The organism is Streptomyces sp. NPDC021225 (assembly GCF_044332865.1).
Lineage (GTDB): Bacteria > Actinomycetota > Actinomycetes > Streptomycetales > Streptomycetaceae > Streptomyces.
Genome location: NZ_JBIRPV010000018.1, coordinates 11,677 through 26,609, shown reverse-complemented (window position 1 = coordinate 26,609; position 14,933 = coordinate 11,677). Strand labels below are relative to the sequence as shown.

General features: G+C 72.4%; 12 protein-coding genes. 5 read left to right on the top strand and 7 right to left on the bottom strand.

Annotated features, from left to right (window positions below; all coding sequences use genetic code 11):
• Window positions 1–59 precede the first annotated feature (59 nt).
• Window positions 60–1,529 carry a DUF2637 domain-containing protein gene (locus ACH4S9_RS43065; protein WP_398377069.1) on the top strand — a complete coding sequence of 490 codons (1,470 nt, stop codon included), beginning with the start codon at window positions 60–62 and terminating at the stop codon, window positions 1,527–1,529.
• Window positions 1,530–1,644: 115 nt separating this feature from the next.
• On the opposite strand, the gene lysS is transcribed toward ACH4S9_RS43065, so the two are convergent.
• The gene (gene lysS, locus ACH4S9_RS43060; protein ID WP_311726526.1) at window positions 1,645–3,396 is read right to left on the bottom strand and encodes a lysine--tRNA ligase; all 1,752 of its coding nucleotides are present in this window, start codon (window positions 3,394–3,396) and stop codon (window positions 1,645–1,647) included.
• Window positions 3,397–3,530: 134 nt separating this feature from the next.
• Here lysS and argS point away from each other — a divergent pair, with 134 nt between their 5' ends.
• Window positions 3,531–5,309: an arginine--tRNA ligase gene (argS, locus tag ACH4S9_RS43055; RefSeq protein ID WP_398377068.1), complete on the top strand. Its 1,779-nt coding sequence runs from the start codon at window positions 3,531–3,533 to the stop codon at window positions 5,307–5,309.
• A gap of 49 nt (window positions 5,310–5,358) precedes the next feature.
• On the opposite strand, the gene ACH4S9_RS43050 is transcribed toward argS, so the two are convergent.
• Complete coding sequence (locus ACH4S9_RS43050) at window positions 5,359–5,925, bottom strand: Uma2 family endonuclease (RefSeq protein WP_398377066.1); 567 nt, start codon at window positions 5,923–5,925, stop codon at window positions 5,359–5,361.
• A gap of 257 nt (window positions 5,926–6,182) precedes the next feature.
• Here ACH4S9_RS43050 and ACH4S9_RS43045 point away from each other — a divergent pair, with 257 nt between their 5' ends.
• The 3 genes from ACH4S9_RS43045 (at window position 6,183) to ACH4S9_RS43035 (ending at window position 8,868) form a co-directional block, all read left to right on the top strand.
• Window positions 6,183–6,773 (top strand): hypothetical protein, encoded by a 591-nt coding sequence (locus ACH4S9_RS43045; RefSeq protein ID WP_398377065.1) that lies wholly within the window; start codon window positions 6,183–6,185, stop codon window positions 6,771–6,773.
• Between the two features lie 86 nt (window positions 6,774–6,859).
• On the top strand, window positions 6,860–7,807 hold the full coding sequence (locus ACH4S9_RS43040) for an SMI1/KNR4 family protein (protein ID WP_311726522.1): 948 nt from the start codon (window positions 6,860–6,862) through the stop codon (window positions 7,805–7,807).
• Between the two features lie 62 nt (window positions 7,808–7,869).
• The gene (locus ACH4S9_RS43035; RefSeq protein WP_398377063.1) at window positions 7,870–8,868 is read left to right on the top strand and encodes a ketopantoate reductase family protein; all 999 of its coding nucleotides are present in this window, start codon (window positions 7,870–7,872) and stop codon (window positions 8,866–8,868) included.
• Window positions 8,869–8,947: 79 nt separating this feature from the next.
• On the opposite strand, the gene hemB is transcribed toward ACH4S9_RS43035, so the two are convergent.
• Genes hemB through ACH4S9_RS43010 form a run of 5 tightly spaced genes read right to left on the bottom strand, consistent with a single transcriptional unit; the run spans window position 8,948 to window position 14,904 of the window.
• A complete protein-coding gene (gene hemB, locus ACH4S9_RS43030; RefSeq protein WP_311726520.1) occupies window positions 8,948–9,970 on the bottom strand; it encodes a porphobilinogen synthase in 1,023 nt (340 codons plus the stop codon).
• Window positions 9,967–11,634, bottom strand: coding sequence for a uroporphyrinogen-III synthase (locus ACH4S9_RS43025; RefSeq protein ID WP_311726519.1), 1,668 nt, complete (start codon window positions 11,632–11,634; stop codon window positions 9,967–9,969). The genes hemB and ACH4S9_RS43025 overlap by 4 nt, the downstream gene beginning before the upstream one ends.
• Window positions 11,631–12,638, bottom strand: coding sequence for a hydroxymethylbilane synthase (hemC, locus tag ACH4S9_RS43020; RefSeq protein ID WP_398377062.1), 1,008 nt, complete (start codon window positions 12,636–12,638; stop codon window positions 11,631–11,633). The genes ACH4S9_RS43025 and hemC overlap by 4 nt, the downstream gene beginning before the upstream one ends.
• Window positions 12,635–14,068 carry a glutamyl-tRNA reductase gene (locus ACH4S9_RS43015; protein ID WP_311726517.1) on the bottom strand — a complete coding sequence of 478 codons (1,434 nt, stop codon included), beginning with the start codon at window positions 14,066–14,068 and terminating at the stop codon, window positions 12,635–12,637. The genes hemC and ACH4S9_RS43015 overlap by 4 nt, the downstream gene beginning before the upstream one ends.
• Window positions 14,065–14,904, bottom strand: coding sequence for a redox-sensing transcriptional repressor Rex (locus tag ACH4S9_RS43010; protein WP_398377061.1), 840 nt, complete (start codon window positions 14,902–14,904; stop codon window positions 14,065–14,067). The genes ACH4S9_RS43015 and ACH4S9_RS43010 overlap by 4 nt, the downstream gene beginning before the upstream one ends.
• Between the last annotated feature and the right edge of the window lie 29 nt (window positions 14,905–14,933).

The window sequence follows — 14,933 nt, the reverse complement described above, 5'->3', positions numbered from 1 at the left end:
TATGCGACGCTGGGCGCGCCGAATGTTGTAGGACGGGGGAGGGGTCGCGGGTGGCCGCGATGCAGCTGACACGTACGCACCGAATACTGATCGGGGTGGTCGTCACCGGGGCGGTGGTGATCGCCGCGATCGGCTTCGCGGGCTCCTACTCCGCCGTGCGCGACCTCGCCCGCGACAAGGGCTTCGGCGCCTTCGCCAACGTCCTGCCCATCGGGATCGACGCGGGAATCGTCGTCCTGCTCGCGCTCGATCTGCTGCTGACCTGGCTGCGGATCCCCTTCCCCCTGCTGCGCCAGACGGCCTGGCTGCTGACCGCCGCCACCATCGCCTTCAACGGCGCGGCCGCCTGGCCCGACCCGCTCGGCGTCGGCATGCACGCCGTCATCCCGATCCTGTTCGTCGTCTCCGTCGAGGCCGCCCGGCACGCGATCGGCCGCATCGCCGACATCACCGCCGACCGCCACATGGAGTCGGTCCGCGTGGCCCGCTGGCTGCTGGCGCCGGTGCCGACGTTCCGACTGTGGCGCCGGATGAAGCTGTGGGAGCTGCGCTCCTACGACCAGGTCATCAGGCTCGAACAGGACCGGCTCGTCTACCGCGCCCGGCTACGGGCCCGCTACGGCCGCGCCTGGCGCCGCAAGGCCCCGGTCGAGTCGCTGATGCCGCTGCGCCTGGCGCGCTACGGGGTGCCGCTGGCCGAGACCGCCCCGGCGGGGCTCGCCGCGGCGGGCCTGGACCCGGCCGAGCTGACGCCGACGCCGCAGCCCGCCGCGCTGCCCTACGGGGGCCGGGCCGCCGGGGCCGGCGGGGCCCTGGGGATTCCCGGGGGCGCGGAGGTGCCGGGAGCCGTCGGGGCGCCGGGGGTGAACCGGGCCGGGGTCCAGGAGCGTGAGCTTCCGCTCTCGTTCCCGCTGCCGGTGTACCAGCAGCAGGGGTACCAGCAGCCCGCCACGCATGAGCACGACGGGCGGGCGGCGACCGGCTTCGAGCAGGCCGCGGGGCACCCGGCCGCCGGACAGCCGCAGCCGCAGCCGCAGCCGCAGGGCGCCGAGGCCCAGCAATCCCAGATCCCACAGCCGCAGATCCAGCAGCCGCAGGTTCAGCAGCTCCAGGCCCCGCAGCAGCAGGTTCAGCAGCCCGTGGCGGAGGCCGACGAGGCGCAGGACACCGGGTCGCAGCTGACCGCCCCGGTCGGCGCGGGGGGCCGGGTCCGGCCGCTCGGCGGACAGGGCACCAGCAGCCAGGTCCCCTACGTGCCGTCGCAGCGGGACCACGAGCCCTTCGGCGAGCCCGAGCCGTACGAGACGGCCGCCCCGCTCGGGAACCTGCCGGACGACATGCCGCGCGACGAGGCGTACTACGGGGCCTTCCACCAGCACGTCACGAACAACGGCAAGTTCCCCTCCCCGTTCCAGTTCGCACGGCTGCTGCGCGAGAAGTACGGCATCACCGACCTCGGTGACGGCGATGTGCGCCAGCAGTTGGAGGAGTGCAAGGAGCGTTACCGGCTGGAGATGCCCGCCACCTAGGCGTGCTGTCCGGGCCGCACGCGCCGCCGGGGGCAGAAAACCGGAGACAGAAAAGCGGGCGGGCCGGACTCACGAGGAGTCCGGCCCGCCCGCTGCCCGAGAGCGTCGGGCCGCGTCAGGCCGCGAGCAGCTTGCGCACCCGGTCGGCGCCCACCGCCAGCAGCAGCGTCGGCAGCCGGGGGCCCGTGTCGCGGCCGACCAGCAGCTGGTAGAGCAGCGCGAAGAACGTGCGCTGGGCGACCTTCAGCTCAGGCGTCGGCTTGGCATCCGCCGCGAGCCCGGCCTGGAGCTTCGGCACTCCGTAGACCAGCGTCGTCAGCCCGTCCAGCGACCAGTGGGTGTCGAGCCCGTCCAGCAGCAGCCGCAGCGACTCGCGCTCGGTCTCGCCGAGCGACGCGAGCAGCTCGGTGTCCGGCTCCTCACGCACCCGGGTGCGCTGCTCGGCCGGGACCTGGGTGGTGATCCAGCGCTCGGCCTTGTCGAGCCGCGGCCGGGTCTCGTCCAGGGACTTCACCGGGTTGTCCGGGTCGAGCTCGCTGAGGATGCGCAGCGTCTGCTCGTCATGGCCGGTGGTGATGTCGACCACCGACGCGAGCGTGCGGTACGGCAGCGGGCGCGGGGTGCTCGGCAGCTCGCCGGAGGCGGTGCGGGTGGCGCGGCTGTACGCGGCCACGTCCGCCGGCTGGGCCGTGCCCTCGGTGATCTTGCGCTCCAGGGCGTCCCACTCGTCGTAGGTCCGCTGGATCTCCTGGTCGAAGGCGATCTTGAAGGACTGGTTCGGCCGGCGGCGCGCGTACAGCCAGCGCAGCAGCGGCGCCTCCATGATCTCCAGCGCGTCGGCCGGGGTGGGCACACCGCCCTTGGAGGAGGACATCTTGGCCATGCCGCTGATGCCCACGAACGCGTACATCGGGCCGATGGGCTGCTCGCCGCCGAAGACCTCGCGCACGATCTGCCCGCCGACGACATACGAGGAGCCGGGCGAGGAGTGGTCGACGCCCGACGGCTCGAAGACCACGCCCTCATACGCCCAGCGCATGGGCCAGTCGACCTTCCAGACCAGCTTGCCCCGGTCGTGCTCGCGCAGCAGGACGGTCTCGCCGTGCCCGCAGACGCAGCTGTACGCCATCTCGGTCGTCTCGTCGTCGTACGAGGTGACGGTGGTCAGGTCGCGCTCGCACACCGAGCAGTACGGCTTGTACGGGAAGTACCCCGCGCCGCCCGCGCTGCCGTCGTCCTCGCTGGCCGCGCCGGAGCCCTCGGCGGCCTCCAGCTCGGCCTCGTCGACCGGCTTCTGCTGCTTGGCGGGGGCCTTCTTCGCCCCGGCCTTGTCCTTGGTGCGGTAGCGGTCGAGCACGGCATCGATCTGCTCGCGGTGGCGCATCGCGTGCAGGATCTGCTCGCGGTACGCGCCCGAGGTGTACTTCTCCGTCTGGCTGATGCCGTGGAACTCGATCCCCAGCTCCTTGAGCGCCTCGATCATCGGCGCCTTGAAGTGCTCGGCCCAGTTCGCATACGCGGATCCGGGCGGGGCGGGGACGGAGGTCAGCGGCTTGCCGATGTGCTCGCTCCAGGACGGGTCGATCCCGGCCGGGACCTTGCGATACCGGTCGTAGTCGTCCCAGGACACGATGTGCACACACTCATAGCCGCGCCGCCTGATCTCGTCGGCCACCAGGTGCGGGGTCATGACCTCGCGCAGATTGCCGAGGTGGATCGGGCCGGACGGGCTGAGGCCCGAGGCGCAGACGATTGGTTTGCCGGGGGCGCGACGCTCCGCCTCGGCAATGACCTCGTCGGCGAATCGGGAGACCCAGTCGGTCTCGGTGCTCTGAGCCACGGTCGGCACTTCCTTCCTTGCGGTCATGGCTCGACCATTGTCCCAGACGGAACGAGGCCCCCAAAGGTTTTCCACAGGGGGCCGAAGCGCCGGACAAACCGTTGGACACGCCGTGAAATACTGGGGTGGAGCCAACCATCTACCGGAATGGCATTCCACTCATGGCCTCGGTCCCATCCCTCGCCGCTACGGTCCACCAGCGTCTCGCGGACGCCCTCTCGGCTGCCCTGCCGGAGGCCGGCGTCGCCGACCCGCTGCTGCGACGAAGCGACCGGGCCGACTTCCAGGCCAACGGGATGCTGGCGCTCGCGAAGAAGCTCAAGGGCAACCCGCGCGAGCTGGCCGCGAAGGTGGTGGAGGGCCTGCCGGCCGGCGAGCTGATCGCGGACATCGAGGTCTCCGGCCCCGGCTTCCTCAACATCACGGTGTCGGACGGGGCGATCGTCAACACCCTCGCCGCCCGCGCCGCCGACGCGCGCCTCGGCGTGCCGTACGCGGAGAACCCCGGCACGACGGTCGTCGACTACGCCCAGCCGAACGTGGCGAAGGAGATGCACGTCGGCCATCTGCGCTCGGCGGTGATCGGCGACGCGGTCGTGCGGATCCTGGAGTTCGCGGGCGAGAAGGTGGTCCGGCGCCACCACATCGGCGACTGGGGCACCCAGTTCGGCATGCTCATCCAGTACCTGATCGAGCACCCGCACGAGCTGGACCACAAGGCCGGCGACGGCCTGGCCGCCTCCGGCGAGGAGGCCATGTCCAACCTGAACCGCCTCTACAAGGCGGCTCGGGCGGTCTTCGACTCCGACGAGGAGTTCAAGGAGCGGTCCCGGCGCCGGGTGGTGGACCTCCAGGCCGGGGACGAGGAGACGCTCGCCCTGTGGCGCAGGTTCGTCGACGAGTCGAAGATCTACTTCTACTCGGTCTTCGACAAGCTGGACATGCAGATCCACGACCCCGACGTCGTCGGCGAGTCCGGCTACAACGACATGCTGGCCGAGACCTGCCGGCTGCTGGAGGAGTCCGGCGTCGCGGTGCGCTCCGAGGGCGCGCTGTGCGTCTTCTTCGACGACGTCAAGGGCCCGGACGGCAAGCCGGTGCCGCTGATCGTGCAGAAGTCCGACGGCGGCTTCGGCTACGCGGCCACCGACCTGTCCGCGATCCGCGACCGGGTCCGGAATCTGGAGGCCGACTCGCTGGTGTACGTGGTGGACGCCCGGCAGTCGCTGCACTTCAAGATGGTCTTCGAGACCGCCCGCCGGATCGGCTGGCTGAACGAGGAGACACACGCCTATCAGCTCGCCTTCGGCACGGTCCTGGGCAAGGACGGCAAGCCGTTCAAGACCCGTGAGGGCGAGACGGTGCGGCTGGTGGACCTGCTGGACGAGGCCGTCGAGCGGGCGGCGGCGGTCGTGCGCGAGAAGAGCGAGAAGCTGGGCCTGACGGAGGAGGAGATCGCCGAGCGCGGCGCCCAGGTCGGCATCGGCGCGGTGAAGTACGCGGACCTGTCCACGTCGGCCGCGCGCGACTACAAGTTCGACCTGGACCAGATGGTCTCGCTCAACGGCGACACCTCGGTGTATCTCCAGTACGCGTACGCCCGGATCCAGTCGATCCTGCGCCGCGCCGACGAGGGCCAGAAGCCGGTCGCCCACCCCGAGCTGTCCCTGGCCCCGGCCGAGCGGGCGCTGGGCCTGCACCTGGACCAGTTCGCGGAGACGCTGCGGGAGGTCGCGGCGGGCTATGAGCCGCACAAGCTGGCCGCGTATCTGTACCAGCTGGCCTCGCTCTACACGACCTTCTACGACAAGTGCCCGGTCCTGAAGGCCGAGGGCGGCCCGGCCCAGGTCGAGAACCGCCTCTTCCTGTGCGACCTCACCGCCCGCACCCTCCACCAGGGCATGGAGCTGCTCGGCATCCGCACCCCCGAGCGCCTCTGAGCGCTCCCGCACCGGAATGGCAAGACGGCGGCCCCGGCCGGGGCCGCCGTCAGGCGTACTGGGTGAAGCCGCCAGTGGAGATCTTCACGCCCAGCGCCGGGAGTTCGACGTCCTCCCCGTACAGCCCGTGGAGGACGCCCTGGTAAGCGCCCTCGCGGGGGACCGTGTACAGGGTCCAGGTGCCGTCCCGTGGATCGACCAGCAGATAGGCGGGAATGCCCGCATCCGCGTACCAGCCGACCATCTCGCGCGTGTCCTTGGAGCTGTTGCCCTTGGAGACGACCTCGCAGACGAGCTCGACATCGCCGGGGTCGGCCAGCCACTCGTCGGACTCGCCGAAACCCGCGTCGCAGACGAGCAGGTCGGGGGTGGCGTAGTCGTCCTTGTCGTCCGGCAGCGACACGGAGGCGACCTGGTAGGTATTCAGATGGTCCGGCAGGGCCGGGCGCAGTTGGTCGTAAAGCTCGTTGATGATCCCGGCGTGCCTGCCGCGCGGGGTCGGGGACATCATGAGAACTCCTCGAATGATCTCGGCGCGCAGGCCGGTCACTTCCTCAGCTGCTTCGGCGGCCTTGCGAAGTCGGCTCATGCCAAGCTCCGGGATGGTGAGGGTCATGGTGTCAACCTTCCTATGCGAAAAGTCTAGCCTTGGAACCGCCGCTATACGGTGACCCCGGCAGCGCCCTCGGCGCCCCGTCAGGCACACCGTCGGCCATCACCGCATCGGGTGACGGGTCCGGGCCCACTCCCCCGCCCCATGCTTTTGCGACAAACTCCCCTCCCGCCCGGCCGAAAACCATCGATGCCGACAACCTCACGCCAACCGGGGCAGTCGGACGTCACGTACTGGCAATCGATCGTTGGGGAGCAGACATGCGACGGTGGACCGCACTCGCGGCGCTGACGCTGGCGGTCGCCGGGCTGGCGACGACGGCGGGGACGGCCGGTGCCGCGGCCCCGTCGAAAGCGGCTTCGGCGCAGGCGGCCGCCTGCGCGACCGCGTGGGGCAGCGGCGACAAGGCCGTACAGCCGGCCGGCCACAGGCTGCTGAAGAACATACGGGCCGGTCAGCACGAGTGCTTCGACCGCCTGGTGTTCGACGTCAAGGGCGGCACGACGGCGGATCCGACCGGCTACCGCGTCGGCTATGTCGACGCGATGTACCAGGATGGCTCCGGGGACCCGATCGCCGTCGGCGGCGGCGCGATCCTGGAGATCCATGTGGCCGCGCCGAGCTACGACCTGGAGAACGGCGGCGAGACGTACCCGGGGCGGGCCGGGAAGCCGCTGCCCGGGGTGGACATCGCCGGATTCCGCACCTTCAAGGACACCCGCTTCGGCGCCAGTTTCGAGGGTGAGACCCAGGTCGGGCTCGGCGTGCGCGCCCGGCTGCCGTTCCGGGTCCTCCAGGCGGACGGCCGCCTGATCGTCGATGTCGCCCACTCCTGGGCCGCCGCGCGCTGACCCGACGGGCACGCCGTCCCGGCCCCCACCAGAGCCGGGGCCGGGACCGCGGCCGAATGTCAGTGGCACGCGCTTCACTGTCCCTTGTGAACGAGAAAGAACTGCTGCCGTCGCTCCACGGCCTGGTGTGGCCGGACACCGGGAAGCTGGACTGCCCGGCGGCCGGGCACGGCGCGGGGCACATGTGTCTGACGATCACCGACGCCGCGGGCCTGGGCGAGCTCGTGGAGACGCTCAGCGGCTGGTACGGGGAGCCGCGCGCCCTCGTGTCGGAAGGGCGCGCCGACCCCACGGCGAGCGAATGGACCGGGCTGCCGCTCATCGCCCCCTTCGGGGACGGCGAGCGCGTCGCCGAGATGCGCGTCTGGGCCTTCGGCGGCCGGTGGATCGGCTGCGGCGTGGTCCGCGTCGGCAGCGAGGCGCGGCTGGTGGTGGTCCTGGCCCCGCGCACCACCCCGTCGCCGGGCGCGCTGCCCGCCGACGCCTCCTGGCTGGACCGGCTCGTCGCCGTGACCGGCTGGGACGCGGAGCAGGTGCGCATCGACCCGATCCGGCTGGACCGGATGCACAGCGGCCGGATCCGCACGGCCGACTGCGCTGCGGCCGAGGAGCGGCTGGGGACGGCGCTGCCGAGTGACTACAAGCTACTGGTCGAGACGTTCGGCGACGGCGCCTTCGACGGCTTTCTGAACATCTATCTGCCGGCCGACATCGTCAAGGTTGCCGAGTTCGCGTCCGGTTGGGCGAAGGCGCACGGCACCCCGTCCTGGGAGCCGCACCCGCCGTTCCCCGAGCCGGGCGGGCTGCTGCCGTGGGCGGGCACCGAGCACGAGACGTCGTTCTACTGGGTCGCCGAAGGGCCGGACCCCGACGCGTGGCCCGTCTATGTCACGGAGGTCGGCCCCGAGGCCGGGGACCGGTTCGCCATGACGACCACGGAGTTCGTCTTCCGCATGCTCGCCGACCCCGAGCACCCCTACTCCATGCCCGCCGACTTCGCCGCCCGCTGGTTCATGAACTACAGCAGGCCCTAACAGCAGTGCGCCGGATCCCCGGCGGTAACGTGACGACCCGAACGGGCGAAAGGGGAGCCGGGATGCGGTATGTCGTCATCGGAGCGGGCGCCGTCGGGGGCGCGATCGGCGGCCGGCTCTCCCAGAGCGGGCACGACGTCGTCCTGGTCGCGCGCGGAGCGCACCACGAGGCGCTGCGGCGGGACGGACTGCGGCTGGTGACCCCCGACGGCACCCACCGCCTCCCGGTGCCGGTGGCCGACCGACCCGAGGCCGTCGAGCTGCGCCCCGACGACGTGCTCGTCCTCGCCGTCAAGACCCAGGACAGCGTGGCCGCGCTGGACGCCTGGGCGCCCCGCCCGGTGGCCGGCGGCGGAGTGGCGGGCGACCGGCTGCCGCTGGTCTGCGCGCAGAACGGGGTGGAGAGCGAGCGGCTGGCGCTGCGGCGCTTCCGCCAGGTGTACGGCATGTGCGTCTGGCTGCCCTCCACCCACCTGGAGCCGGGCGTGGTCATCGCGCCCTGCGCACCGCAGACCGGCATGCTGCACCTGGGCCGCTATCCGTCCGGCGCGGACGAGACGGCCCGGCAGATCTCGGCCGATCTGGAGAAGTCCCACTTCCTCGCGCCGGTCGTGCCGGACGTGATGCGCTGGAAGTACGCCAAGCTGCTCAGCAATATCGCCAACGCCGTGGAGGCCGTCTGCGGGCCGGACGCGGGCGCGGACGCGGCGGCCCTGGTCGAGCGCGCCAAGGCGGAGGGCGTCGCCGTCCTCGACACGGCGGGCATCGCCCACACCAGCGCGGCCGAACAGAGCGCGGCGCGCACCGGAAAGATGGACATACAGCCTATCGAGGGCAGGGCCCGGGGCGGCGGCTCGTCGTGGCAGAGCATGGTCCGGGGCGCCGGGACGATCGAGGCCGACTATCTGAACGGCGAGATCGTGCTGCTGGGCCGGCTCCATGGGGTGCCGACCCCGGTCAACGAGGCGCTGCGGCGCACCGCGAACGAGTGCGCCCGCGAGCGCCGCGCCCCCGGCACGATCACGGCGGCGCGGCTCACCCGGATCATCGACGCAGCCTGAGCTTGTGGTGAGTATGAGACAGCGACACGCCGCGACTTCGGCGTGTCGCTGTCTCATACTCACCACAAATGCCGCGGTCTCAGACGTCGCCCCGGTTCAGCCACCGCGCGACCTCGGTCGCCCAGTAGGTCAGGATCATGCCCGCGCCCGCGCGCCGCACGGAGGTCAGCGTCTCCATGATCGCCCGGTCCCGGTCGATCCACCCGTTGGCCGCGGCGGCCTCGACCATCGAGTACTCGCCGGAGATCTGGTACGCGGCGACCGGTACGTCCGCCTCGTCCGCGATCCGGCGCAGGATGTCCAGGTACGGCAGCGCCGGCTTGACCATCACCATGTCGGCGCCCTCGGCCAGGTCCAGCGCCAGCTCGCGCAGCGCCTCCCGGGCATTGGGCGCGTCCTGCTGATACGTCTTGCGGTCGCCCTTGAGGGAGGACCCCACGGCCTCGCGGAACGGCCCGTAGAAGGCCGAGGCGTACTTGACGGTGTAGGCGAGGATCGAGACGTCCTGGCGGCCGATGCCGTCGAGCGCCGCCCGGACCACCCCGACCTGGCCGTCCATCATCCCGCTCGGGCCGACCACATGGGCGCCCGCGTCCGCCTGCACCCGCGCCATCTCGGCGTAGCGCTCCAGCGTCGCGTCGTTGTCGACCCGGCCCTCGGCGTCGAGCACGCCGCAGTGGCCGTGGTCGGTGTGCTCGTCGAGGCACAGGTCGGACATGACGATCAGGTCGTCGCCGACCTCGGACCGCACATCCCGCAGGGCCACCTGCAAGATCCCGTCCGGGTCGGTGCCCGGCGAGCCGATCGCGTCCTTCTTGGCGTCCTCGGGCACGCCGAAGAGCATGATCCCGCCGACGCCCGCCTCGACGGCCTCCGCGGCCGCCTTCCGCAGCGAGTCGCGGGTGTGCTGCACGACGCCCGGCATCGCGGCCAGCGGCACCGGCTCGGCCGCGCCCTCCAGGACGAAGGCGGGCAGGATCAGCTCGGCCGGGTGCAGCCGGGTCTCGGCGACCATGCGCCGCATGGCCGGGTTCACCCGCAGCCGGCGCGGCCGGGCGCCGGGGAAGCTGCCGTACGGCGTGGGGCCGTGGTCGGCGCTCATGAGCGTGCCCTCCTCCGCGAACCGGGCCGTCGCTCGCTCGGGCGCGTGACCGGGTCCCCGGCATCCAGCGCGGACCGCCGCCGCGCCGCCCCGAACTCCGCGAGCGCCTCGGCCAGCTTGTGCACCGAGGGCTCGGGCGACAGCACGTCCACCCGCAGGCCGTGCTCCTCCGCGGTCTTCGCGGTGGCCGGGCCGATACAGGCGATGACCGTGACATTGTGCGGCTTGCCCGCGATGCCGACGAGGTTCCGCACGGTCGACGACGAGGTGAAGAGCACCGCGTCGAAGCCGCCGCCCTTGATCGCCTCGCGGGTCTCGGCGGGCGGCGGCGAGGCGCGCACGGTGCGGTACGCCGTGACGTCGTCGACCTCCCAGCCCAGCTCGATCAGCCCGGCGACCAGCGTCTCCGTGGCGATGTCGGCGCGCGGCAGGAACACCCGGTCGATCGGGTCGAAGACCGGGTCGTACGGCGGCCAGTCCTCCAGCAGCCCGGCCGCGGACTGCTCCCCGCTGGGCACCAGGTCCGGCTTGACCCCGAACTCGATGAGCGACCTGGCGGTCTGCTCGCCGACCGCCGCGACCTTGATCCCGGCGAAGGCGCGGGCGTCGAGCCCGTACTCCTCGAACTTCTCCCGCACCGCCTTGACCGCGTTGACCGAGGTGAAGGCGATCCACTCGTAGCGGCCTGTCACCAGGCCCTTGACCGCGCGCTCCATCTGCTGCGGGGTGCGCGGGGGCTCCACGGCGATGGTCGGCACCTCGCTGGGCACCGCGCCGTACGAGCGCAGCTGGTCCGAGAGCGAGGCGGCCTGCTCCTTGGTGCGCGGCACCAGCACATGCCAGCCGAACAGCGGCTTGGACTCGAACCAGGCCAGCTGGTCGCGCTGCGCGGCCGCGCTGCGCTCGCCGACCACGGCTATCACCGGCTGGGCGCCCTGCGGCGACGGCAGCACCTTCGCGGCCTTCAGTACCTGCGCGATGGTGCCCAGCGTCGCCGTCCAGGTGCGCTGCCGGGTGGTCGTGCCGGCCACGGTGACGGTCAGCGGGGTGTCGGGCTTGCGGCCCGCGGCCACCAGCTCGCCCGCGGCGGCCGCGACGGTCTCCAGGGTGGCGGAGACGACGGCGGTCGCGTCGGAGGAGCCGACCTCGCTCCAGCAGCGGTCGTCGGCCGTGCGGGCGTCCACGAAGCGGACGTCGGTGCCCTGCGCGTCCCGCAGCGGGACGCCCGCGTACGCGGGCACGCCCACGGCGGCCGCCACGCCCGGCACCACCTCGAAGACGATGCCCTCGGCTGCGCACGAGAGCATCTCGTCGGCGGCGTATCCGTCCAGGCCAGGGTCGCCCGCGACGGCGCGGACGACCCGCTTGCCGCTCCGCGCGGCCGCCATGACAAGATTGGCCGTGTCCCTGAGTAGGGCCACGTCGGCGGTGCTTGACGCTGCGTCAGCACGCGCGCGCTCCGGTGTGCCCTGAGCGTCCGCGGCCACGCCCGGCCTGACGTGCGTACGTACCACGTCGAGCACGTGCGGGTCGGCGATCAGGACATCAGCGGCGGCGAGTGCCTCCACGGCACGCAACGTCAGCAGGCCTGGATCTCCTGGGCCCGCACCGAGGAAGGTGACGTGCCCATGTCCGGGTGGGTGGTTCGGGGCGTTGGGGTTCAATGTGCTCGCTCCCCCATAAGACCGGCCGCACCCTTCGCGAGCATCTCGGCGGCGAGCTCGCGACCCATGAGCTGGGCCGCTTCCTCGCCTGGCGCCCCGGGAACGGGACCGGTGATGGACAGCTGCACCAGCGAGGTGCCGTCGGTGGTACCGACGACGCCGCGCAGGCGCATTTCGGTGACATCCTGACCGTCGCCGAGCAGGTCGGCCAGAGCACCCACAGGTGCGCTGCAGCCGGCCTCCAGGGCGGCGAGCAGGGAGCGCTCGGCGGTCACGGCGACCCGGGTGAGCGGGTCGTCGAGCTCGGCGAGCTGAGCAGCGAGCGCCGTGTTTGCGGCGGCGCACTCGACTGCCAGTGCCCCCTGGCCGGGGGCGGGCAGAATGTGGTCGGCGTCCAGGATCTCGGTCGCCTCGTCGAGCCGCCCGAGCCGGGTCAGCCCCGCCGCGGCCAGCACCACGGCGTCCAGCTGCCCCGAACGGACGAAGCCGATACGGGTGTCGACATTGCCGCGGATCGGCACGGTCTTGATCGGCAGGGCCAGCGAGCGCGCCCAGGCGCGCAGCTGGGAGGTGCGGCGCGGGGAGCCCGTGCCTATCCGGGCGCCGGGCGGAAGCTCGGCGAAGGTGAGGCCGTCGCGGGCGATCAGCGTGTCGCGCGGGTCCTCACGGGTCGGCAGCGCGGCCAGGACCAGCTCGTCCGGCTGTGCGGTCGGCAGGTCCTTCAGCGAGTGGACGGCGAAGTCGATCTCACCGCGCAGCAGCGCCTCGCGCAGCGCGGTGACGAACACACCGGTGCCGCCGATCTGCGCGAGGTCCTCGCGCGAGACGTCCCCGCGCGTCGTGATCTCCACGAGCTCGACGGGGCGGCCGGTGACCCGGCGCACCGCGTCCGCTATCTGCCCGGACTGGGCCATGGCGAGTGCGCTGCGCCGGGTGCCGAGCCGCAGCGGCGCCTGGCCGGGGGTGCCGGCCCGGCCGGAGGCGGCGGGAGGTGTCGCGTTCATGCCCGGCCTCTCTTCGGATCGTTCTGGAGGGCCGCGGTGCCGGGCCGGCCGGCGCCGCCGCCGCTTGGGCGGATGCCGTTCGCGTCGGCCCGGCTGACGGCGGCCACCGCCTGCGGGTCGAGGTCGAACAGCTCGCGCAGCGCGTCCGCGTACCCGGCGCCGCCGGGTGTGCTGGCGAGCTGCTTGACCCGCACGGTGGGCGCGTGCAGCAGCTTGTCGACGACGCGGCGCACGGTCTGGGTGATCTCGGCGCGCTGTCTTTCGTCGAGGTCGGGGAGGCGCCCGTCGAGCCGGGCGATCTCACCGGCGACCACATCTGCCGCCATGGTACGCAGCGCGACCACGGTCGGCGTGATGTGCGCGGCGCGCTGAGCCGCCCCGAAGGCGGCCACCTCGGCGGAGACGATGGCGCGGACCTGGTCGACGTCGGCGGCCATCGGTTCGTCGGCCGAGGCCTCCGCGAGCGACTCGATGTCCACCAGGCGCAGCCCGCCGACGCGGTGCGCCGCGGCGTCGATGTCGCGCGGCATCGCCAGGTCGAGCAGCGCGACGGTCTCTGCCGTACCGGCCCCTGTCGCGCCCGCCGCCAGACGCTCCGCGCGCCGGTCGAGGGCCTCCCGCAGCAGGTCGGCGGTCAGCACCAGGCCGGTCGCGCCCGTACAGGAGACGACGATGTCGGCGTGCGGCAGCTCGGCCGCGACGGCGTCCATCGGCACGGCGCGGGCGCCGTCGACGAGACCCGCCAGGGAGTCCGCGAGCCGCCCCGCCCGATCCAACGTCCTGTTGGCGATCACCAGTTCGGCGACGCCGGCACGCGCGAGCGTGGTCGCGGCCAGCGAGGACATCGAACCGGCCCCGATGACCAGCGCGCTGCGGCCCGCCGCCCAGTCCGCGACTGGCGTGTCCCCGGCCAGCTGTTCGAGGCCGAAGGTGACGAGCGACTGGCCGGCCTTGTCGATACCGGTCTCGCTGTGGGCCCGCTTGCCGACCCGCAGCGCCTGCTGGAACAGGTCGTTCAGCAGCCGGCCCGCGGTGTGCAGCTCCTGCCCCAGCGCGAGCGCGTCCTTGATCTGGCCGAGGATCTGGCCCTCGCCGACGACCATCGAGTCCAGGCCGCAGGCCACCGAGAACAGGTGGTGGACGGCCCGGTCCTCGTAGTGGACGTAGAGATACGGGGTCAGCTCGTCCAGGCCGACGCCGGTGTGCCGGCCGAGCAGCGTGGACAGCTCGGCGACCCCGGCGTGGAACTTGTCCACATCCGCGTACAGCTCGATGCGGTTGCAGGTGGCGAGCACCGCCGCCTCGGTGGCGGGCTCGGCCACGAGCGAGTCCTGCACCAGCTTGGCCTGCTGCTCGCGCACCAGGGAGGCGCGCTCCAGCACGCTCACCGGGGCGCTGCGGTGACTCAGTCCGACGACGAGAAGGCTCATGCCGGCATCACCGCGGGTACATCCCCGTCCGGCCCCTGCCGGCCGTTGTCCTTGCCCGCGCCCGACGCCGCGCGGTGCGGGGCGAGCGGGGTCTGCGCGACCGCGGCGGCCCCCGGCACGGTGTCCTGGGCGGCGGCCTGCGCGCTCTCCCCCTCCTCGGGCACGCCCGTCTCCTCGCCCGCCTTGCGCTGCTCATGGAAGGCGAGGATCTGGAGCTCGATCGACAGGTCGACCTTGCGCACGTCCACCCCGTCCGGCACCGACAGCACGGTGGGGGCGAAGTTGAGGATCGAGGTGACACCGGCCGCCACCAGCCGGTCGCAGACCTGCTGGGCCGCGCCCGCGGGGGTGGCGATGACGCCGATCGACACGCCGTTGTCCGTGATGATCTTTTCGAGCTCGTCGGTGTGCTGCACCGCGATGCCCGCGACGGGCTTGCCGGTCATCGCCGGGTCGGCGTCGATCAGCGCAGCGACCCGGAAGCCGCGGGAGGCGAAGCCTCCGTAGTTGGCGAGCGCCGCGCCGAGGTTACCGATACCGACGATCACGACCGGCCAGTCCTGGGTGAGGCCCAGCTCACGCGAGATCTGATAGACGAGGTACTCCACGTCGTACCCGACCCCGCGGGTGCCGTACGACCCGAGGTAGGAGAAGTCCTTGCGCAGCTTGGCCGAATTGACCCCGGCCGCGGCCGCGAGCTCCTCCGAGGAAACCGTGGGCACCGAGCGCTCGGAGAGCGCGGTCAGCGCACGCAGATACAAGGGAAGCCGGGCGACGGTGGCCTCGGGGATCCCTCGGCTTCGGGTCGCCGGTCGGTGAGTTCGGCCAGTTGCCACGGTGCTCCTGCGGGTAGAGCGGGGCTGCG